Source organism: Rhizobium leguminosarum, from assembly GCF_010668065.1.
GTDB classification, from domain to species: Bacteria; Pseudomonadota; Alphaproteobacteria; order Rhizobiales; family Rhizobiaceae; genus Rhizobium; species Rhizobium leguminosarum_S.
Window position 1 is genome coordinate 465,614 of record NZ_WUEN01000002.1, and the last position, 21,050, is coordinate 486,663.

At 61.9% G+C, this 21,050-nt stretch carries 15 protein-coding genes; 4 read left to right on the forward strand and 11 right to left on the reverse strand.

The genetic code is table 11. The features are described from left to right. Window positions 1–85: 85 nt before the first annotated feature. Complete coding sequence (locus GR198_RS06765; protein WP_164068013.1) at window positions 86–1,048, forward strand: AEC family transporter; 963 nt, start codon at window positions 86–88, stop codon at window positions 1,046–1,048. Here GR198_RS06765 and GR198_RS06770 read toward each other — a convergent pair. The 5 genes from GR198_RS06770 to cysG are packed head-to-tail and all read right to left on the reverse strand — an operon-like array spanning window position 1,016 to window position 6,221. Continuing rightward, window positions 1,016–2,227: a UbiH/UbiF family hydroxylase gene (locus GR198_RS06770; RefSeq protein ID WP_164068014.1), complete on the reverse strand. Its 1,212-nt coding sequence runs from the start codon at window positions 2,225–2,227 to the stop codon at window positions 1,016–1,018. The genes GR198_RS06765 and GR198_RS06770 overlap by 33 nt on opposite strands. A gap of 38 nt (window positions 2,228–2,265) precedes the next feature. After that, window positions 2,266–2,778, reverse strand: coding sequence for a DUF934 domain-containing protein (locus GR198_RS06775; RefSeq protein ID WP_164068016.1), 513 nt, complete (start codon window positions 2,776–2,778; stop codon window positions 2,266–2,268). A gap of 10 nt (window positions 2,779–2,788) precedes the next feature. Continuing rightward, window positions 2,789–4,459, reverse strand: coding sequence for a nitrite/sulfite reductase (locus GR198_RS06780; protein ID WP_164052097.1), 1,671 nt, complete (start codon window positions 4,457–4,459; stop codon window positions 2,789–2,791). Between the two features lie 8 nt (window positions 4,460–4,467). Then, a complete protein-coding gene (locus GR198_RS06785) occupies window positions 4,468–4,782 on the reverse strand; it encodes a DUF2849 domain-containing protein (protein WP_011651871.1) in 315 nt (104 codons plus the stop codon). A gap of 2 nt (window positions 4,783–4,784) precedes the next feature. Then, window positions 4,785–6,221, reverse strand: coding sequence for a siroheme synthase CysG (gene cysG, locus GR198_RS06790; protein WP_164068018.1), 1,437 nt, complete (start codon window positions 6,219–6,221; stop codon window positions 4,785–4,787). Window positions 6,222–6,489: 268 nt separating this feature from the next. On the opposite strand from cysG, the gene GR198_RS06795 reads away from it, so the two are divergent. Continuing rightward, entirely contained in the window at window positions 6,490–7,077 is a 588-nt protein-coding gene (locus GR198_RS06795) for a deaminase (RefSeq protein WP_164068020.1), read from the forward strand. 51 nt (window positions 7,078–7,128) lie between these two features. Beyond that, window positions 7,129–7,974 (forward strand): nucleoside triphosphate pyrophosphohydrolase, encoded by an 846-nt coding sequence (gene mazG, locus GR198_RS06800; RefSeq protein WP_164068022.1) that lies wholly within the window; start codon window positions 7,129–7,131, stop codon window positions 7,972–7,974. A 216-nt stretch (window positions 7,975–8,190) separates the two neighbouring features. On the opposite strand, the gene hflX is transcribed toward mazG, so the two are convergent. The 5 genes from hflX to GR198_RS06825 form a co-directional block, all read right to left on the reverse strand. Next, the gene (gene hflX / locus GR198_RS06805) at window positions 8,191–9,516 is read right to left on the reverse strand and encodes a GTPase HflX (protein WP_164068024.1); all 1,326 of its coding nucleotides are present in this window, start codon (window positions 9,514–9,516) and stop codon (window positions 8,191–8,193) included. 77 nt (window positions 9,517–9,593) lie between these two features. Next, window positions 9,594–9,836, reverse strand: a complete 243-nt coding sequence (hfq, locus tag GR198_RS06810) for an RNA chaperone Hfq (protein WP_003539403.1) — start codon at window positions 9,834–9,836, stop codon at window positions 9,594–9,596. Window positions 9,837–9,948: 112 nt separating this feature from the next. Further along, window positions 9,949–10,812 (reverse strand): D-amino-acid transaminase, encoded by an 864-nt coding sequence (locus GR198_RS06815; RefSeq protein WP_029873182.1) that lies wholly within the window; start codon window positions 10,810–10,812, stop codon window positions 9,949–9,951. Window positions 10,813–10,876: 64 nt separating this feature from the next. Next, on the reverse strand, window positions 10,877–12,241 hold the full coding sequence (ntrX, locus tag GR198_RS06820; protein ID WP_011651865.1) for a nitrogen assimilation response regulator NtrX: 1,365 nt from the start codon (window positions 12,239–12,241) through the stop codon (window positions 10,877–10,879). Beyond that, the gene (locus GR198_RS06825; protein WP_029873181.1) at window positions 12,231–14,501 is read right to left on the reverse strand and encodes a sensor histidine kinase NtrY-like; all 2,271 of its coding nucleotides are present in this window, start codon (window positions 14,499–14,501) and stop codon (window positions 12,231–12,233) included. The genes ntrX and GR198_RS06825 overlap by 11 nt, the downstream gene beginning before the upstream one ends. Before the next feature lie 734 nt (window positions 14,502–15,235). Between GR198_RS06825 and GR198_RS06830 the strand changes: the two genes are divergently transcribed. Next, window positions 15,236–19,279, forward strand: coding sequence for a hypothetical protein (locus tag GR198_RS06830; RefSeq protein WP_164068026.1), 4,044 nt, complete (start codon window positions 15,236–15,238; stop codon window positions 19,277–19,279). Window positions 19,280–19,675: 396 nt separating this feature from the next. On the opposite strand, the gene GR198_RS06835 is transcribed toward GR198_RS06830, so the two are convergent. Further along, window positions 19,676–20,665: a potassium channel beta subunit family protein gene (locus tag GR198_RS06835; RefSeq protein WP_164068028.1), complete on the reverse strand. Its 990-nt coding sequence runs from the start codon at window positions 20,663–20,665 to the stop codon at window positions 19,676–19,678. Window positions 20,666–21,050: the final 385 nt, after the last annotated feature.

Consider the following 21,050-nt stretch of genomic DNA (forward strand, 5'->3'; position numbering starts at 1 on the left):
GACGCAAAAACCGCTACACACTTTTGCTGGAATTGCTTAAGTCAGATCCTTACCCGCCGATCATCCCCGCGCTCTGGAAGACCTCTTGGCCGATATCGTCAGCCTGCTTTTGCCGTTCTTCGGCCTGATCCTGATCGGTTACATCGCCGCCAAGGCGACGAAGCAGCCTGCCGAAGCGCTCGGCTGGCTGAACACTTTCATCATCTATGCCGCCCTGCCCGCCCTGTTCTTCAAGCTCGTCTCGCGCACGCCGATCGAAGAGCTGACGCGCGTCGATTTCATCGTCACCGACATCGCGGCGACCTATGCGGTCTTCATCCTGCTTTTCGTTATCGGCCGCGTCTTGCGTGGCAATTCGCTGGCCGATTGCACCATCCAGTCCTTTGCCGGCGCCTATGGCAATATCGGCTATATGGGGCCGGGCCTGGCGCTCTTGGCGCTCGGTGAAGGTGCGGCCGTGCCGGTGGCACTGATCATCTGCTTCGAGAACGCGCTGCATTTCATCGTGGCGCCGGCGCTGATGGCGGCAGCCGGCGACGACAAGCGTTCGAAGGGCCAACTCGCCGCCGATATCGTCCGGAAGGTCGCGCTGCATCCCTTCATCTTGTCGACGGCAGCAGGCTTTGCGGTGGCCGCCTTGCACATCGACCAGCCGCCGGCGTTTCAGCGCCTGGTCGACTATCTCGCCCAGGCGGCGGCGCCCTGCGCGCTCTTTGCCATGGGCGTGACGCTGGCGCTGCGGCCGCTGAAGCGGATCCCGGCAGAAATCTCCTATATCGTGCCGGCGAAGCTGATCCTGCATCCGATCGCGGTTTTCGTTGCACTGACGGCGGTCGGCGGTTTCGAGCCGGTCTGGATCCAGGCCGCCGTGCTGCTCGCCTCACTGCCGACGGCGACCAACGTCTTCGTCATCGGCCAGCAATATGGCGTCTGGCAGGAGCGCGCCTCGGCGACGATCCTCATCACCACGGTGTTTTCGGTGGTCACTGTTTCGCTCTGGCTGATCGTGATCCGATCAGGCCTTCTTCCGCTTCAGCTTCTCCCGTAGCGCATCCGGAATATCGCGGAAGCCGCGGCCGGGCTCGATGCCCTCGCGCATGACGATATTGCGCAGCGGCGGTATGGCCGAGAGGATATGCAGGCCGGCAGCCCGCAGCATCTGGACGGGCAGGAAATCCGAAAGCAGCGAACGGTTGAGAAGATCGACACTGGCCGTGCGCGTCATGATGTCGGCGCGGCGCCTGCGGTCGAAGCTTTCGCCGGCGTCGGCCGGTACCGGCAATTCCGCCCTGTCGCAGAGGATATCGGCAAGCGCCATGATATCGCGCAGGCTGAGGTTCAGCCCCTGCGCCCCGATCGGCGGGAAGACATGGGCGGCCTCGCCGATCAGCGCAATACGTCCCTTGCCGAAGCGATGCGCCATCATGCCGGACAGCGACCAGACCTGGACGCCCTCCTCGACGCTGACCTTGCCGAGCATGGATTGCATGCGCGCCTCGACGAGAGCGCCGAGCTCGGCAAGCGGCAATTCCATGCGGCTCGCCGCCTCGGCCGGATCCTGCACCCAGACCAGGCTGGAGCGGCTTCCCGGCAGCGGAACCTGGGTGAAAGGGCCATGTTTGGTGTGGAATTCGGTCGAGATGTTCTGGTGCGGCAGCGAATGGGCGAAATTCAGCACCATGGCCGATTGCGGATAGGACCAGTTGCGCACGCTAATGCCCGAGGTCTCGCGCAGTTTCGAGCCGCGGCCATCGGCGCCGACGGCAAAATCGGCCGACAGCGTCTCGCCGCCGGCAAGCGTGATCGAAGCGGCCTCGGCCGATATTTCGATCGATTCGGCCATATCGGTGAAGCGGGTGATATTGCCCTCGCCGGCCGCAGCTTCTTCGAGAATGCCGGTCAGCACCTTGTTGGGGAAATTGTAGCCGAAGGCATCGAGGCCGACCTCGGCCGCGCGGAAGGTGGTGGTCGGCGCGCGCAGCAGCCGATCGGTACCGTCAACGATGCGCATGCTGGTCAGAGGAGCGGCTGCGGGACGGAGCTTTTCCCAGAGCGCCAGCCGGTCGAGGAAGCGGATCGACTGATCCATCAGCGCCGTGGTGCGCCGATCCTCCTTCGGAGCGAGGGGTGCCACCAGCGCGACATTGCGACCGCCGCGGGCAAGCGCGATTGCGGCGATCATGCCGGCGAGACCGCCACCGATCACCGCCACTTCGAATCTCTTCATGCTACCGTTCCGTCAAGGTAAAACGGCTGACCAGCCGCTTATGCGGCCGGCTTCGCCTGACGGCGCCAACTATAGCCCTTGCCGGCTTCGGCGTCACGCACCGCCGGCTGATAATGATGGGGAATGGCGGGAAGACGGTTTTCGGAAAGACGCTTCAGCGCCGTGGCGTTGGTGACCGAAAAGCTGTCGATCCCGACGCGGAGCATCAGCGGCACCTGATCGATCAGCACGTCGCCGACGGCACGCAGCTCATTGGTGTAGCCGAGGCGCTGGCGCAGCAGCGAGGCATGGCTGAAGGCGCGACCGTCATTGAAAGCCGGAAAGGCGACGGCGACGATTTCGAGGCGATAGAGATAAGGCTCCAGCCTGCGCACATCGTCGGCCGGCTTGATCAGCACGCCGAGGCCGACATCGTTGCTTTCGTCGGCCCTGGCGATCAGTTCGTCGAGACCGAGCAGCGGCTTCTGCTCCTCGGTCGCCTTCACCTCGTCGGTTTCGATCACCCAGGGATCGTTTTCGACAAAACCGGTTTCTCTCCAGATCTTCGTCATCATCCCCTCCTTATGCCGCTTCGGCGGCCGAGCCGTAGAGCGCAGTCTTGAAAGGCTGCGGTCCGACACGGCGATAGGCGGCGAGGAAGTTCTCGGAATGATCGAGGCGCAGGCCGAGATAGGTGTCGACGATCGTCTCGATCGCATCCGTCACCCGGTCCGGCTCGAAGCCGCGGCCGATGATTTCGCCGATCGAGGTATGTTCGTCGCCGGAGCCGCCGAGGGTGATCTGGTAGAGTTCGGCGCCCTTCTTCTCCACACCGAGCAGGCCGATATGGCCGACATGGTGATGGCCGCAGGCATTGATGCAGCCGGAGATCTTGATCTTCAGCTCGCCGATCTCGGCCTGGCGTTCGGCATCGCCGAAGCGGCGGGAGATTTCCTGCGCCAGCGGAATCGAGCGCGCATTGGCGAGCGCGCAGTAGTCGAGCCCCGGACAGGCAATGATATCGGTGATCAGGCCGGCATTGGCTTCCGCCAGATTGATGGCGACGAGGCCGCGATAGACGGCTTCGAGATCGGCAAGCGCCACATGCGGCAGGATCAGGTTCTGCTCATGGCTGACGCGGATTTCGTCGAAGGCATATTCCTCGGCGAGATCGGCGATCGCATCCATCTGAGCATCCGAGGCATCGCCCGGAATGCCGCCGATCGGCTTCAGCGAGATCGTCACCATGCCGTAATCGGGGTTCTTGTGCGGCTGCACGTTCTGCTGGACCCAGCGGGAGAAACCGGAATCGGCCTTCTTCCAGCGTGCGAGGTTTTCCCAGCCTTCGGCGCGCTGGGGCAGATCAGGCGGCGCGAAATAGGCAGAGATCGACTGGACGTCCTTTTCCGGCAGCTTGAGCTCGGTATCCTTCAGCGCGGCGAATTCAGCCTCCACCTGGCGCGTCAGCTCCTCGGTGCCGGTTTCGTGCACGAGGATCTTGATGCGGGCCTTGTACTTGTTGTCGCGGCGGCCGTGCAGATTGTACACACGCACGATGGCCGTGGTGTAGGAGAGCAGGTCTTCCTCGGGCAGGAAGTCGCGGATCAGCTTGGCGATCATCGGCGTACGGCCCTGGCCGCCGCCGACATAGACGGCAAAGCCGATCTCGCCCTTGTCGTTTGTCTTCACGTGCAGGCCGATATCATGGACCTGGATTGCCGCGCGGTCGCGCTCGGCGCCGGTGACGGCGATCTTGAACTTGCGCGGCAGGAAGGAGAATTCCGGGTGGACCGACGACCACTGGCGCAGGATTTCAGCGTAAGGACGCGGATCGGCGATCTCATCGGCGGCAGCACCGGCGAAGTGATCGGCGGTGACGTTTCTGATGCAATTGCCCGAGGTCTGCAGGGCATGCATTTCGACGCTGGCAAGATCGGCGAGCGCATCTGGAATATCGGACAGTTTCGGCCAGTTGAACTGCAGGTTCTGGCGCGTGGTGAAGTGGCCATAGCCGCGGTCATAGGTGCGGGCGATATGAGCGAGCATGCGCAGCTGGCGCGCGCTCAGCGTGCCGTAGGGAATGGCGATGCGCAGCATGTAGGCGTGGAGCTGCAGGTAGACGCCGTTCATCAGGCGCAGCGGCTTGAACGCATCCTCGGCGAGCTCGCCGGAAAGGCGGCGCTCGACCTGATCGCGAAACTGCTCAACGCGCTCGGTAACAAAGGCATGGTCAAATTCGTCGTAACGGTACATCGTCTTCCTCAGACTGCAATGAATTCGGGATCGGCAGGAGCGTAGCCCGGGGCATATTCCATGGTCGGGCCCTGTGCGCGGATGCGCTCGCGAAGGCGAAGCGGCCAGAGAATGCCGTTGGTTTCCTGAACGTCGACGACGGCGACGTCAACGACCTCGTTGTCGGCATAGGACTTTTTGCCGATCGCCTCCAGCGCCGCAACGGCCTCGGCATGACGGGCAACGAGCGCCTCCTGCAGCGAGGTGGACCACTTGCCGTTCGCATCCAGCCAGACGGCAATGCCGTCCGTCAGCCGGTTGGCGGTCAGAACCTTGTCACCCATATTCAGCTCCTTGCAAGTTCCTCGAGCCGGGCGTTTGCGCGCACCAGGGGCTCGGACAGTTCGAAATTAGCGCCTGCGACCGCATCGCCGATGATGACCATGACGGGCCCGGTCAACTCGTCGCGGTGCTGCAGATCGGGCAGATCGGCAAGGGTGCCATGCAGCAGGCGGCGCTCAGCGCGGCTGGCATTTTCGATGACGGCGACGGTGGTCTCAGACGGAATGCCCGCCTGCATCAGCCGCTCGGCGACGGAGGCAGCAACCGTGCGGCCCATATAGACGGCGATCGTCGCGCCGGAGACGGCAAGGCTTGCCCAATCGGGAAGCACGTCGCCGGTGAGATCATGGCCTGTGGTGAAGACCAGCGAGGAGGCAACACCGCGCAGCGTCAGCGGCAGCTCGAAATCGGCAGCGGCGGCGAAAGCCGAGGTGATACCAGGCACGACCTCATAGGTGACGCCGGCAGCCCGCAATGCCGCCATCTCTTCGCCTGCCCGGCCATAGACCAGGGGATCGCCGGATTTCAGGCGCACGACGCGCTTGCCCTGGCGGCCGAGATCGACCAGCAGGTCGTTGATTTCTTCCTGGGACTTCGAGTGACAGCCCTTGCGCTTGCCGACGGAAAGCCGCTCGGCATCGCGGCGGCCCATATCGACGATCGCCTGCGGCACCAGCGCGTCATAGACGATGACGTCGGCTTCCATCATCACGCGCTGGGCGCGCAGCGTCAGCAGATCCTCGGCACCCGGACCGGCGCCGACCAGCCAGACATGTCCGGCGACCTTGTCCATCGCATGCAGCAGCCGGTCGGCGGCATGGCGGGCCTGCGGCAGGTTGCCGTTGGCGACCGCATCGGCTACGGCGCCGGAAAAGAAGCGGTGCCAGAAGACCCGGCGGGAGACGCCTCTCGGAATCAGTTGTTCGACGGCTTTGCGGTAGCTCGTCGCCAGCCCGGCAAGGCGGCCGAGCGAGGGCGAAAGAAGCTGGTCGATCTGCGCGCGGATCATCTGCGCCAGAACCGGCCCTGCCCCTTCGGTGCCGATTGCAACGGCGACGGGGGCGCGGTTGACCAGTGCCGGCGTGAAGAAATCGCAGTAATCGGGCTGATCGACGGCATTGGCCGGAATTCTGGCGGCACGCGCAGCATCGACGATGCTGCGGTCGTCGGCTTCATTGCCGGTTGCGGCGAAGACGAGCGCCGAACCCTCGACCTGTTCGGCTGCGAAGGCAGCGCGCACGGTCTCGATCCGGTTGGCGATCAGGAAGGCGTGGTAATCGGCTTCCGGCCGATCGGCATAGGCAATGATCCGCGCCTTTGTGTTCAGCAGCAGCCGCACCTTGGCGAAAGCTTCGTCGCCATTGCCGAAGACAGCCGTCTTCTGGCCTTCCACGCGAAAGAAGGCGGGAAATACCGAAAGCTGTTCAGTCTTGGAAGGCATCATCAATCCACTTCGAGGTTGCCGGAATATGCCCTTGATCGACAAGGGATTGAAGGAACAGAAATTCGAAAGCCCAAGCAAGCGGGTATTCTTTTGCTCGTGCCGTCAGTGATTTGAGAAAAGTCACCCGTGCGGCCAAAAAGCCGCATATTCCCAGCCCGCTTGCTGCAATGCAGTATAAAGCCTGTGACAAAAGACGTCCACCGGTGCTTGACGCATTTCACTCGCGCCGCCAAGGCGATAGACTGAGGAAAACTGGAGGGCCCTCATGCCTGATAAGACCATTGCCTCCCGCCTGCTTTCGGTCATGGAAGACGATATCCTGCCGCTGACGGAGCGTGGCGTTTCGCTTGGCAATAAGGTGTTCGGTGCGGCGATCTTAAGGAAATCCGATCTTTCGCTTGTCGTCGCCGAGACCAATAACGAGCTGGAGAATCCGCTCTGGCACGGCGAGGTGCATACGCTGAAGCGCTTCTATGAGCTTGGGGACAAGCCGCCGACCAAGGATCTGATCTTCCTGTCGACGCACGAACCCTGCACCATGTGCATGTCGGCGATCACTTGGGCCGGCTTCGACAATTTCTACTATTTCTTCAGCCATGAGGATTCGCGCGATGCCTTCGCCATTCCGCACGATTTGAAGATCCTGAAGGAAGTCTTCGGGCTTGAACCCGGCGGCTACCGCAGGCAAAACGCCTTCTGGAACAGCTTTGCCATCGCCGATCTGGTCGAGACCGAAGAGGCTCAGCTTAAGACCGGGCTGAAGACGCAGACTGCCCGCATCAAGGCGCGCTACGACGCGCTGTCGACCAGCTATCAGTCGTCGAAGAGCGCCAACGACATCCCCTTGAACTGAGGGCCTCTGAACTGAGGGCCTCTGAACTGAAGCCTGCTGAACCGAGGCAACATGGAACCTTCCAAAGACATTTCGCGGCTGATCGAGATCATGGCGGCGCTGCGCCATCCCGAAACCGGCTGCCCCTGGGACATCGTGCAGAACTTCGAGACGATCAAGCCCTATACGATCGAGGAGGCCTATGAGGTCTCCGACGCGATCGAGCGCGGCGATATGGACGATCTCTGCGACGAACTGGGCGATCTGCTGCTGCAGGTGGTCTTTCACGCCCGCATGGCCGAGGAGGCCGGCGAATTTTCCTTCGGCGACGTGGTCAACGCCATCACCGCCAAGATGATCCGCCGCCACCCGCATGTCTTTGCCCGCTCGGCGGCGGATACGCCGGACGCGGTGAAGAGACAATGGGACGAGATCAAACAGGCGGAGAAACGCGAGCGCACTGAACGGCGGTCACGGCGTGGCATCACCGAGGATTTCAACAGCGGGTTCCTTGGATCCGTACAGCGCAGCTTCCCGGCTTTGACGGAGGCACTGAAGCTGCAGGAACGCGCCGCCAAGGTCGGCTTCGACTGGTCAGCGCCCGAGCCGATCCTCGATAAGATCGAGGAGGAGATCGGTGAATTGCGGGCAGCCCTTCGCGAAGGCGATCAGGCAAAGGTCAGCGACGAGCTCGGCGATCTGATCTTCGCCGTCGTCAATATCGGCCGGCATGTGAAGGCGGATCCGGAACAGGCAGTGCGCGGCACCAATACGAAATTCCGGCGTCGCTTCAGTCATATAGAACAGGTTCTTGAAGCAGAAGGCGAGACGCTGGAGGCTGCGACGCTGGAGCGGATGGAGGAAATCTGGCAGGCGGCGAAGGCGATTGAAAGAGCTGTTACGTCGGGGGCTGAGTGAGCGGGACGTTGCCACACATCCCTTCTCCCCGGCGGGGAGAAGATGCCGGCAGGCAGATGAGGGGTGAGCGACGACAGGAGCGAATGCGCTGAGCGCAAGCGAAGGGCAATGAAGGGCGTGCCGCGTGGCCCCCTCATCCGACCCTTCGGGCACCGACCGGGGTCGAGCCACGGGTCTCGATCCGTCCTTCGGACCCCCGCTGGGGAAGGGAACGCCTCACCGCTCCCAATCTTCCTTTGAAGACTTCGGGCCGTTGCCGATGCGGCGCTCGAGTTCGGTCGCTTCCGTTTCCGAGAGGCGCAGATCGAGGGTGATCGTGCCGTCCTCATTGTCCTCGCGGCCGTCGACGATCGCGTGATCGTAAAGCCAGGGCAGCAGCGCCAGCTTGTCGACAGGAAGGCGGATCGTTGCCACGGTCATCACGCCGGACAGCCTGCGGCTGATCTCTTCCATCAGCGTGTCGACGCCCTCGCCGCTGACGGCGGAAACGGCCACCACGTTGCTGGCGCCGGCCGATTTCTGCACCATGGTGTCGTGCACCTCGGGCTCCAGCCGGTCGATCTTGTTCCAGACCTCGATCAGCCGTTTTTCGGCTTCGGCCTCGTCGATGCCGAGGTCGTTCAGGATGCGCATCACGTCGGAGCTCTGCGCCTGGTTGTCGGCATCGGACATGTCGCGGACATGCAGGATGAGATCGGCTTCCAGCACCTCTTCCAGCGTTGCCCGGAAGGCGGCGACGAGATGGGTCGGCAGGTCGGAGATGAAACCGACGGTGTCGGAGAGGATGACGGTGCGGCCGTGCGGCAGCTTCATGCGCCGAAGCGTCGGGTCGAGCGTGGCAAAGAGCATGTCTTCGGCCAGCACGCCGGCGCCGGTGATGCGGTTGAACAGCGTCGATTTGCCGGCATTGGTGTAACCGACCAGCGCCACGATCGGGTGCGGCACCTTGCGGCGCTTGGCGCGGTGGAGCTGGCGGGTGCGCACGACCTGCTCCAGCTCGCGTTCGAGCTTGATGATGCGGTCCTGCAGCATCCGTCGGTCGGCTTCGATCTGGGTTTCACCAGGACCGCCCATGAAGCCGCCGCCGCCGCGCTGGCGTTCAAGGTGGGTCCAGCTTCGCACCAGACGGCCCTTCTGATAGTTCAGATGGGCAAGATCGACCTGCAGCGTGCCTTCCTTGGTGGAGGCGCGGCGGCCGAAGATTTCGAGGATGAGGCCCGTCCGGTCGATGACCTTGGCGTTCCATACCTTTTCGAGGTTGCGCTGCTGTACAGGTGTCAACGGATGATCGACGATGACGAGACCGGAATCGCGCTCGTCGAGCAGCGCCTTGATCTCCTCGATCTTGCCGGTGCCGAGCAGTGTAGCCGGTCTCGGATCGTTGACCGGGACGATCTGGCCATTGACGACATCGAGGTCGATCGCCTGGGCAAGGCCCGTCGCCTCTTCGAGCCGGCTTTCCGGCGTGCGGGTCGAGGCCGATTCGCTCTGGCCGCCGCGACTGCGCGATTTCAGAACCGGCACGACGACAGTCGCGCGCATGTCGTCCCTGTGCTTGGCGGCCTCAGGGATGATCGAATCGTTCTTGGTATCGCGTGTCGAAATGACGGCTGATCCTGTTAGGACGCTGCTTCTTCGCTCTCGAACATCTGCATGGGCTGGCCCGGCATGATCGTCGAGATCGCATGCTTATACACGAGCTGCGAATGGCCGTCACGGCGAAGAAGAACACAGAAATTGTCAAAAGACGTAACAACGCCCGTGAGTTTCACGCCGTTGATCAGAAAGATTGTCAGGGAAATCTTTTGCTTGCGAACAGTATTGAGAAATAAGTCCTGAAGATTCTGAGAACGTTCCGCCATCGCGCCGCTTCTTTCTTTATTGCCGACCTGATCCGGCCGGTAGAATATCAATCAACCTCACCATGCGAAGACCGGTGGCATCCTCATTCCACCTGTCCAGCAAATCTTGGTATCAAATCGCAATCTTTTCCGCAACGTCGAAAAAGGCCTCGCGGACTTTCTGCGAAACGCTGCCCGGATGACCGTTGGCAATGGCCTGGCCGTCGACGGAAACGACCGGAAAACAAATGCTTGTGGCTGCAGTGAGGAAGACCTCGCGGGCTGCGAGCATCTCCGAAACGGAGAAGCTTCGCTCGGCGATCTTCAACCCCAGCTTGGCTCCGACATCCATCAGAGTGGTGCGGGTAATGCCGCGCAGGATCCCGTGTTCGGCCGGGCGCGTCACCAGCGTTCCGTCCGGATCGACGATCCAGACATTGGTCGCCGCCCCTTCCTTCACCATGCCGTCGCCGTCGACATAGATCGCTTCCTGGGCGCCGGCCTCCTTGGCCTGCTGGCGGGCCATGGCATTCGGCAGCAGGCCGACGGACTTGATGTCGACGCGGTCCCAGCGATTGTCGACAAGGGTGATCGCCTTGATGCCGTTGGCGTTCTTGGCCGCGATGATCCTGGCATCGGTGCTCTTGGCGGTGATGACAAGCGAGGGCGGCGTTCCCTCGGCCGGAAAGACATGATCGCGGCGGGCGACGCCGCGCGTCACCTGCATGTAGAAAAGCCCGTTGCGGACATGGTTGCGGCGCAGCGTCTCGCGAATGACCTGCGTCAGCGCCGCCCGGCCCATCGGCCAGGCGATGCGCAACTCACCAAGCGAACGGTCGAGACGGTTCAGATGGCGCGTGAGGTCGACGATATAGCCATGGCGCACCTCGCAGACCTCATAGACGCCATCGGCAAACTGGTAGCCGCGATCCTCGATATGCACGCTAGCATCGGAATGCTTGACGTAACGGCCATTCACATAGGCAATTCTCGGCATGGGAAACCTGGTCTTCCGGGAAGCAATATGGGACGCGGCGCGGCGTCGGCCGCGCCGGATACACTCAGACGCCGAGCGACTTCAGCTTGCGGTGCAGCGCCGAACGCTCCATGCCGACGAATTCCGCGGTGCGCGAGATATTGCCGCCAAAGCGGTTGATCTGGGCGATCAGATAATCCTTCTCGAACATCTCGCGGGCTTCGCGCAGCGGCAGCGTCATGATGTGATAGTCGTTCTTGGCGGACACCTTCGGCAGCATGTCGCCGAGATCGGTCGGCAGCATGTCGGCGGTGATCGGTGCATCCGGCCCGTCGGTGCGGGCAAGGATCATCAGCCGCTCTATATTGTTGCGCAGCTGGCGGATGTTGCCGGGCCAATCATGCGCCTGCAGCACCGCCATGGCGTCGTCGCCGATGCGGCGCGGGCGGATGCCGGCCTGCTCCGATATCTGACGCATCAGCTGATCGACGAGGAAGGGAATGTCCTCGCGCCGTTCGGCCAATGCCGGCACACGCACCGGCACGACGGCAAGGCGATGGTAGAGATCCTCGCGGAACCAGCCCTCGGCGATGCGGCTCTCGAGATTATAGGCGGTCGAGGAGATGATGCGGACATCGACCTTGACGCGCTTGGAGCCGCCGACGCGCTCGAACTGTTGATCGACCAGCACGCGGAGGATCTTGTTCTGCGTTTCGCGCGGCATTTCGCCGACTTCGTCGAGATAGAGGATGCCGCGATGGGCCTCCTCGAGCGCACCGATCTTGCGCGCCTGGCCGGGCGTGCCCTCGGTGCCGAACAGCGCCACTTCCATGCGTTCGGGCGTGATGTTGGCGGCATTGATCGCAACGAAGGGTCCGTTGGCGCGGGCCGACTTCTTGTGGATCATTCGCGCCACCAGCTCCTTGCCGGAGCCAGAGGCGCCGAGGATCATGATGCGGCTGTTGGTCGGCGCAACCTTCTCGATCGTCTGACGCAGCTGCGAAACGGCAACCGAGGTGCCGATCAGCTCCAGCGCATCGCCGGTGCGGCGCTTCAGATCCGAGACCTCGCGCTTCAGCTTGGAATTCTCCAGCGCGCGTTCGGCGATCAGGATCAGCCGGTCGGCCTTGAAGGGCTTCTCGATGAAATCGAAGGCGCCCCGCTTGATCGCCGAGACGGCGGTCTCGATGTTGCCATGGCCTGATATCATCACCACGGGCAATTCCGGATGGCGGGTCTTGATCTCGTCTAGCAGCGACAGGCCATCGAGCTTGCTGCCCTGCATCCAGATATCGAGGAAGATCAGCCGCGGCACGCGATCGGAAATCGCCGCCAGTGCGCTGTCGCTGTCATGGGCCGTGCGCGTCTCGTGCCCTTCGTCGGAGAGAATGCCGGAAACGATCTCGCGAATATCGTGCTCATCGTCGACGACGAGAATATCAGAGGCCATAAACGCTTTCCTTGTCATTGGCTGCGGGGGCAGCAGGCGTCGGATCCAGGCGTGGCAGATGCACGCGGATCATGGCCCCTCTTCCCCGGTCAAAATCGGCGGGCGCATCATGCAGCTCGAGCTGCCCGCCATGTTCCTCGATGATCTTCTTGACGATGGCGAGGCCGAGGCCGGTGCCCTTCTCGCGCATCGTCATATAGGGTTCCAGAATGCTGTGGCGGTTCTCTACCGGCAGGCCGCGGCCATTGTCGATCACGTCGACGGTGAAGCGGTCGCGGCTGGTATCGAGGGCTGCGCGGACGAGAACCTTGCGTTCGTCCCGCTCGTCGCTCGGAACGGCCTCGATCGATTCGACGGCATTCTTGATGAGATTTCCGAAGGCCTGGCCGAGCATGCGGCTGTCGAACAGACCCTCCAGCGGCTGGTCGCCGAAATCCTGCTCGAAGGTGACGTGATGGTTGCCCATCTCGCGCAGAAAGATCGCGTCGCGCAGGATATTGCGCAGATCGCTCGGCTCCTTGGTCGGCTTCGGCATGCGGGCAAAGGCAGAGAATTCGTCGACCATGCGGCCGATATCGCCGACCTGGCGGATGATCGTATCCGTGCACTGGTCGAAGACGGTCCGGTCACCCGGGTCGATCTGCTTGCCGTAGCGGCGCTGGATGCGCTCGGCGGAAAGCTGGATCGGCGTTAGCGGGTTCTTGATCTCATGGGCGATGCGCCTGGCCACGTCGCCCCAGGCGGTCGAGCGCTGGGCGATGACGAGATCGGTGATGTCGTCGAGCGTGATCACATAGGATTCACTCATGTCGCGCACTTCCTCGCGGGTGACCTGGACGCTCAGCGTCCTCACCGTGCCGCCGCGCACAAGGGCGATCTGCTTGCGGAAATCGCCGCGATAACGCACCGCCGCCTCGGTCAGCACGTGATCGACCTCCGGCGCGATGTCGACCAGCTGCTTTCCGAGCATTTCGTCGGCCGACAGCGACATCAGCGTCTCGGCCGAACTGTTGACGATGGCGATGCGGCGATCCTGCTCGACGCCGATAACGGCGGCGGTGACGCCCGACAGCACCGCCTCGATGAAGCGGCGGCGGTCGTCGACCTCGTCTTTGGCCTCCAGGATCTCGTCGCGCTGGGTGCGGATTTCCGAGATCATCTTGTTGAAGGTGCGCGAGAGATTGGCGACGTCGCCGTCAACGGCATGCACCGGCACGACGATATCCATATTGCCCGATGCAACGCTGTCGGCCGCCGTGATCAGCAGCCGGATCGGCCGGACGATGCGGTCGGCGACGGCGATTGCGGTCCAGATCGCCGCCAAAAGCACGATCAGCGCGAAGCCGATATAGAGCACGGCGAAGGCGACCTGCAGCGAGAAGCGGTTGGCCTCCATCGAGCGATATTCGGTGGCGTTCTCCTCCATCATGCGCATGGCGCCCATGACCTTGGGATCGACGGCGCGCACGGTATAGAGGAAGGTGCCCTGGATGGCATCGAGCTTGATGATGGCGCCGACGAGATTGGTAACGCCGGGCGGGATCAGCGTCGGCTGGCCCGCAGCCGCCTTTTCCAGCGCGTCCTGCGGAATGGCCGGCAGCGGCTTTTCGGTGGCGATGTCGGCCTGGACGATCACCGAGCCGTCGCGCTCGACGAGGAAGGCGCCGAGCAGGCCGCGGCCCCTCGCCTGGCGGGTCATCAGGTCGGCAAAGCCGGTCCTGTCGAGGCTGTAGAGCGCGCGGTTGCGCTCCAGGTCGTTGGCCATGGAGACCGTCTGCCCCTGCAGGTAGCTGGCATTCTCCATCATATAGGCCTGGCCGATATTGCGCGACGAGCTGACGATCGACTGGGTGCGCAAGGCAAACCAGCGGTCGAGGCCGGCATTCAGCGTGATACTGGCGAAGATGGCGACGAGGATCGCCGGCGTGATCGCGACGATCGAAAAGAGCACGACGATGCGGATGTGCAGGCGGGCTGCCGCACGGCCGCGGGTGCGCGCCTTCAGCAGCCTTGCCACCTCGCGGCCGATCAAGGCGAGCAGCGTCAGGACAAAGAAGGAATTGACGATCACCGAGGTGATGACGACATGCGAGGTCGGGGCGATCGGCGTCAGGCCGAGCAGCACGAAAAGCGTCGCTGTGGCGCAGAGAAGCGCGCCGCCGGCGAGCACCAGGCCGGGCACGGCAAAAAGGGCGCGGCGGTCGGTCACTGTCGTCACCGTCTCGCCCGCCGCCGCCGGCGATACCCCATCCTGCGTCATTCGGCCTCTCTTCAGACGACACCTGCCGCCCTCGCCATCCGATCGAAAACCAAGCAACGCCGGCTTAAAAAAGCCAGCGCTGCAACGACTCGATCGGGAGCGAATGTCCAAAACCCTTGCGTGACCTTTAAGCAACGCATTGTGGCGAAAATGCAACGCGTGCCGTCACATTGTCAAGCCGTGTGAGCTCGAGCCGTCACAATGGCCAGCGGCTCGTTGAAGCGGTCGGAGAGAGCTGGACCAGAGGCGACGCGAATGGGTCATCCACTCAGTAAGATTTATGGAATTGCGCAAGCTTATGGGCGTACTCATCTCAAAAGACTAGGGCGGGCACGCGGAAGGAAAGCTCGAAACTCCTGCGGGAACGAGATGCAGTATTCTCGATGATATTTCGAAATTGGTCACCTATGATGCCGAGGATAGTCGCGTCGATGAACTTATCGCTAGAGCGAGCCATGAACCTTGCAGGAAGACCGGTCCGCTTTTGGACGCAAATATTGAGGTTCCTTCGAGTCGTGAAAAGATTCTGCCTTTGGCTGCCTCGGGCGATAAGACGTAGTTCAAGCATACCGGAACACGGCTAGCGTCGGCGGATTGTTCTTGCCGCAATAGACGGCCTTGCGGTCGTCTGCCGTCAGTCATTTGGATCCATCCGATTCACTCGCGAGCACGGATGACACATCAACCAGCATCTGGCGCTTGCGCCGCGTTCCGACTCGGTCATAGATCAGCTCATGGATGAAAATCCCGACCCAATTCCGCTTGTCAACGACGCCGCTCGCGAGGCAGTGGATGCTATGCGGGGTTATTCCTATCAGATCCTGCACAGCATCGAAGCCTGGCTCGATCTCGCTGTGGGAGAAATCCTCGTCCTTGAAGGCGCCGAGGATCTTGACCGAATCTACGCCTCGGGGGCCACGGTCGAGCAGGTCAAAGACACGCCCGGGTCGGGTAGCCTAACACTTCGGAGCCCGAACGCTCTTAAAGCGATCGGCAATTTCTGGCAGCATGGCCGGCGCAATCCGTCGACCACCATCCAGTTTCGCTATCTGACGACCTCCGGCATCGGTCAGGAACGCGGCGAGACCCTGTCGGCGCTGGGCGCTCCCGGCATTGAAGTCTGGGAAGACATCAGGCGCGCGCCGAGAGCATCAGCTTCGCTGGCAAACGCGAAGGTCATTCAAGATTATCTCGCCGTTAGCGACGTGCTTCCAAGGTCGCTGCGTGAATTCCTGGCTGAAGCCGCCGTCGACATCGTCATCGCGCGCATCATCCAACCAATCGAGTGGATCACCAGCCGGCCGGGAGCGGACGCCCTTTGCCGCCGCATAGAAGCCCGCCTCATCGAACTCGGAGAACCGCGAAACATCGGTGCGGCTGCCGCCGCACGTGCGCTTGCAAGGCTCTATCTTGAAGCGTGGACAAACGCCACAGATCATGCTCGTGAGCCGCTGCGCCGGGGAGACCTAATCCGGATCCTTGAGGATGCAGGAACGACCAGAGTCCCTGACGCGCTCCTGATGGAGTTGCTGAAACAGATAACCGGAACGGCCTCGTCGCAGGCGGCTGTAACCCATCTCGATCGGGCGATCACGAAACCTCCGCGTCCACCGCTGCGGCGCTTTGGCCGCCAAGATCTCGAAGAAGGCATTGGCAAGGCGTTGCTGCGTGGCGCCGTTTACATCCACGGATCGACTGGCACAGGAAAGACCCTGCTGGCGGCAGCAGCCGTCGCCGCGTCTGAAGCTGTTGGTTGGATTGATTTGCGTGATCTGGACCGTCAGGCGGTCGTCGCCAGGCTGCATGCGGCGGTCCAGTTTGTCGATGCTCACGCCGGGCGGATGACAGTCGTGCTCGATGATTTCGACCCTGGGGACGATCCGCGTCCTATCTTGCCGGGGCTTCAACGGCTGGTGGCCTCACTCAGCACGAGTGGCGGTGGCCTATTGATCACCGGCGCGCATCGCCTGCCGCCGCGTCTTGCTTCCGCGATCAACCTTACCGAGAAGGGCATCTTTCAGGCACCGTCCTTCGAGACAGCCGAAATCACCGTTTACTTCAGATCGGCCGGTTGTCCAGCCGAGGACGCCGACAATTGGTCAAAGATCGTCCATGCCTCGACCAGCGGCCATCCCCAGCTTGTCGACGCGCGCCTTGCCGCCCTTCAACAGCAAAACTGGCCCAAGCCGTCCGTCGGGGAATGGCTGGCGCCGACCTTAGATGTGGCCGATGTCCGAACCGAAGCGAGGCGGATGGTGTCGTCGCTTCCCGAAGATCAGCGGGAGATGCTTTCCCGCGCAAGCTTGGTTATGGGGCGCATATCTCGCAAGCGGCTCCTGGCGGTTGGGGGTATTACTCCTGCTATAGTCGAATCCGGGCACACGATTGATCGGCTGACGGGTCCCTGGCTTGAAGTGACCGATACGGCCGATCTGCGCGTGTCGCCGCTTTTGCGGGGGCTGGGCGGGGAGATCCGCGGCTCCATCTGGACCGAGGATATGCATGCCAGCATCGCCTGGGCTTGGCTCGCCGAAAGGTCGCTTACGGCCGGTGATGTCTCGACGCTTCTGATGCATGCGATGCTCAGCAAGCAGATGGGGCCTCTTGTCCATATTCTACCGTCTCTGCTTGAAGCGTCAGCCGAGGTCTGGGAGCAGATCGGCGAGACCGCAGGTTTCTTCGCGATGATCGGCGTTGACGAGGGACATGACAGTCCGTTCCCAGCGGCCGTCGACACCGCCGTGTTCCGGATCCTGCAACTGCGCGTTGCTGCCGAAGTGCAGGAAGTCCAAATCCGAGCCATTGTTACGCGGGCTCTGCAGGAAATCGACAGCCGCAAGGACGTTGATCTTGCCTCCGATTTCTTCGATTTCCTGTTCCTGTGGCAGGTTATCCGCGTGGAAACCATCATGCGCAACATTGAGTTTGCCGTATCTGTCGGCCGCAGATTCAGGCGTGTGATGGAAAATGTCGGAAGAGGGCTCGCGGCTATCGACCATGATGATAGAGAGGTTTTGGAAGTCTTTCCGGACTTGTCGCCGGTCTTCGCACTGAGCCTTATGCCGTCTCTTCCGGACGTGGCTGCATTTAACGAATTCCTCGCCACCGTCGAACCCCTTGAGTTGGAGGACCGCCAATTTATCCTGCCTGGCCTATCCGGCGGCAACGATGCCGCTGCCGTTATGCTCGACAGACTCTGGCTGAGCGAAATTGCAAAGCCCGTTCCGGACTGGATCGGCCTAGCGGCCGCACTGAGGCGGGCAATGTCAATCGCTCTCAAGTCGGATCTGCCGAGGCTCGCCGACACCGCGGCCGCGCGTCTAGTGCGGGTCACCGATGAGGACCTGAAAGATCCGGCCGCGGCAATGTCTGCAGCTGACGCCGCCGCGACACAGATTGGCGATCCGGTCCGCGTGCTCGCTGCTAAGGCGAAAGTCCTTTACCGCCTGGAACGATCCTCGGAGGCTTTGAAAATATACGAGCAGATCCTGCCTGCTCTTGAGGTGTCGCCATCCTATCGCGCGGAAATCCTCCGTGATGCTGCGCTTGCGGCTGCGCAGACCAAAGCATGGCCCTTGTGCGCGCGCCGGTTCGGCGAAGCCCTGTCTCTGCTTGGAGCTCAGGATCCAGCCGAGCGACAGGTTGGCTTCGGTGTCGATTACGCCCTTACGCTCGCGCTGGCGGGGGATCAGCGCGCTGCGGTCGCGGCCTTTGGCGTGGCACTCGACCGGATCCTCGAAGACGGTCGGGAGCGACCGCCCGAGCCGTTCCTATCCGTGAGGCAACTCGGCTCCGAAGCGATAAAGCGAGTTCAGATGATCATCACAGCCATCCCCAGCCAGAAGCATGACGATCTCGAGTCACTCGTCGGTCGCGCGAGTTCGCTCGACCCGCTCCGCTGGGACGATCAACGGCCCGCCAGCGTAGCACTCCTTGCAAGACAGGTTCTGGATCTGCAACTGTCAATCGTGGATTATGATCCCGCCGCGATCGCCCATCTCGCGACATGGATAAGACAGTCCCGTGATGTCGCGGTTGTGGGAACGAACTGGGAGACGTTCACGCGGCTCGCCGTGATCACCGGAGACGTGGCGCCTGTGATCCGTGACGCAATTCGGGAAACCGCCTATTTCGTGCGCCTTCGCATCCTGTATGAGGCGGGGCAGGATCCATACGAACAGCTCGAAAATGAACCGCCGACGCCGCAGTTGAGCGAAGCCGCAGGCTTCCTAATTATCTGCCGCATCCTGGCGGTGATCGTCAGCCTGATGGCAAAGGACACCCTTCGATCACTGCCGCTGCAAGGCTGGAGGGGGGATCTGCCGGCCGATCCTAGCTATGACCAGCTCCGCAGCTTTCTGACGGACGTTGAAGACCACTTGTTCGGGCCGGACGATCCGATATCGGAGCTTTTCGGTAAGCATTCGACCTGGGAGACCCGCATTCTCAGGTCGCTCGGCGCCCTGGCGCGTCAAAGGAGCGCGGACGAGTTACTGACGGCCCAGACCGTGCTTGCCCTTGGTCTTAATCAGCCTCAACTGGTTGCCGTCATTGCCGAGCCGCTTTCGGAACTCGTGACGCAAGCCTGGGAGCGGCTCTGCAGCGTGCCCGCCTTAATGGCGATGCCCAGATTGTCCGTCCCGAATATCCGGGCCGCCGTCTCAGCAACGCCATCTGGGTGGACACGAACGAAAGCTGTTCTCCATGCGGCCTTGTCGGCAGTTTCAAGCAGAACGGCGCGGGATCTGCGCGATTTTGTTGCGGCAATCAAGGAATAATAGTGGGCTTGCGTTGGATCGGTGCCTCGCGGATCCGTGGACCTTCCCCCGCTCGATGGTCTGTTTAACTCTCTGTAGCAAGTCAAATGCGGATGCTCTTTAAGTGCGTCGTCGTCCATTACGGGAACTTGGTGACGTTTGGCATGCAAATGAGAATGCGGCTGTTTTGACTTGGTTTGGCAGTTTTTTTTGTGGACGCTTAGGATTATCGATTTAACTGTACCTACCATCGCCATGAATTTGCTGATCTTTTTGTCGGCTTCATATTTTCCGTGCGGTTGTACTTTTTGGGCTGGCTCTCAAATTTATTGCCAAATGTCCGGCGTATGGGGCGGTGGGCAAACATGACTGCCCACAGCCTTCCTTCAATCAAGCCCGTCCTCCTCGATGGTCCCTCTAGAAGCGACGTGGTCCTTCGGGCTTGTTTCCGACGATCGTGTCGATCCGCTCCAGCACGTCAGACGTCATCTTCTCTCGGTGTGAGAGAGCGGCGAGATTGTCCTGCAGCTGGCTGGCGCGCGAGGCTCCAAGAATGACGGTCGAGACGTTGCGGTTGGCGAGGCACCACAAAAGGGCAAGATGCGTGATCGACATGCCGATCTCGTCCGCGAGCTTTGCGAGCTCGCCAACTTGTTTGAGCTGGGCAAGGCCGGCATCACTGGACCACTTTTCCTTCAGCCATTCGTAGCCCGGCAGGTTCATACGGCTGTCGGCCGGCACACCGTCGTTATATTTGCCGGTCAGGACGCCCGAGGCGAGCGGTGACCAGATCGTGGTGCCAAGGCCGATCAGGTCGTAGAGCGGCAGATAGTCGGATTCGACCTTCTGGCGTTCAAAGATGTTGTACTGCGGCTGCTCCATGGTCGGCGGCGTAATGCGCAGGTCGCGAGCAACGGCGTAGGCTTCCGTCAATTGCTGCGCGGACCATTCCGACGTGCCCCAATAGAGCACCTTGCCCTGGACGACGAGATCGTGCATCGCCCGGACCGTTTCCTCGATCGGCGTGTCTATATCCGGGCGATGGCAGAAGTAAAGGTCGAGGTAGTCGACCTGAAGCCGCTTGAGCGCTGCGTGGCAGGCGTCAGTCACATGCTTGCGCGACAGGCCGCGCTGCGTCGGCTTCTGGCCTCCCCAGAAGACCTTGCTGGAGACGACGAAGCTGTCACGGCTCCAGCCAAGCCTGCTGAGCGCCTCGCCCATCACGATCTCGGACTTGCCGCTCTCGTATCCTTCGGCATTGTCGAAGAAGTTCACCCCATTGTCGTAGGCAAGCTTCATGAGGTCGACGGCGTCGCCTCCATTGACCTGCTTGCCGAACGTGACCCATGAACCGAAGGAGAACTCGCTCACTTTCAGGCCCGACTTTCCCAAACGTCGATATTCCATCATGCAACTCCCGCAAATTATGAATATGTGCCGGCTGGTCACCGGGGTCGGCGTCGCCCGATTGATCGACGACCGATTCGCGTAATTTATGGCATGCGCAACGATATGCGAGGCTCAGCCCGCAAGTTGACCAAAACACGATGTCGCAGTTCCTGCCAGCCCCGACCGTGAAGAAAAAGGGCGCTCCACGACATCAGTCGGAGCGCCCCGTGGCATGCGATCGACGACGTTTGCGGCGGAGGTCGACAGCAGCAACGGCAGAATGACGAGATTCGGAACGGATAGGCAACATGCGATTGGAACCTGCGACATTATCGCCCGCTGATTGATCACGTCGTCCACCTGTTATCCACAGCTTATCCACAGGCACGGCGACGACGATCGC

Coding starts and splice junctions, on each gene's coding strand:
- GR198_RS06830 (WP_164068026.1), top strand. CDS start 15,236: ATGGATGAAAATCCCGACCCAATTCCGCTTGTCAACGACGCCGCTCGC.
- GR198_RS06775 (WP_164068016.1), bottom strand. CDS start 2,778: ATGACGAAGATCTGGAGAGAAACCGGTTTTGTCGAAAACGATCCCTGG.
- GR198_RS06770 (WP_164068014.1), bottom strand. CDS start 2,227: ATGAAGAGATTCGAAGTGGCGGTGATCGGTGGCGGTCTCGCCGGCATG.
- GR198_RS06835 (WP_164068028.1), bottom strand. CDS start 20,665: ATGGAATATCGACGTTTGGGAAAGTCGGGCCTGAAAGTGAGCGAGTTC.
- ntrX (WP_011651865.1), bottom strand. CDS start 12,241: ATGGCCTCTGATATTCTCGTCGTCGACGATGAGCACGATATTCGCGAG.
- GR198_RS06795 (WP_164068020.1), top strand. CDS start 6,490: ATGCCTGATAAGACCATTGCCTCCCGCCTGCTTTCGGTCATGGAAGAC.
- GR198_RS06785 (WP_011651871.1), bottom strand. CDS start 4,782: ATGGGTGACAAGGTTCTGACCGCCAACCGGCTGACGGACGGCATTGCC.
- GR198_RS06780 (WP_164052097.1), bottom strand. CDS start 4,459: ATGTACCGTTACGACGAATTTGACCATGCCTTTGTTACCGAGCGCGTT.
- hfq (WP_003539403.1), bottom strand. CDS start 9,836: ATGGCGGAACGTTCTCAGAATCTTCAGGACTTATTTCTCAATACTGTT.
- GR198_RS06825 (WP_029873181.1), bottom strand. CDS start 14,501: ATGACGCAGGATGGGGTATCGCCGGCGGCGGCGGGCGAGACGGTGACG.
- mazG (WP_164068022.1), top strand. CDS start 7,129: ATGGAACCTTCCAAAGACATTTCGCGGCTGATCGAGATCATGGCGGCG.
- hflX (WP_164068024.1), bottom strand. CDS start 9,516: ATGCGCGCGACTGTCGTCGTGCCGGTTCTGAAATCGCGCAGTCGCGGC.
- GR198_RS06815 (WP_029873182.1), bottom strand. CDS start 10,812: ATGCCGAGAATTGCCTATGTGAATGGCCGTTACGTCAAGCATTCCGAT.
- cysG (WP_164068018.1), bottom strand. CDS start 6,221: ATGCCTTCCAAGACTGAACAGCTTTCGGTATTTCCCGCCTTCTTTCGC.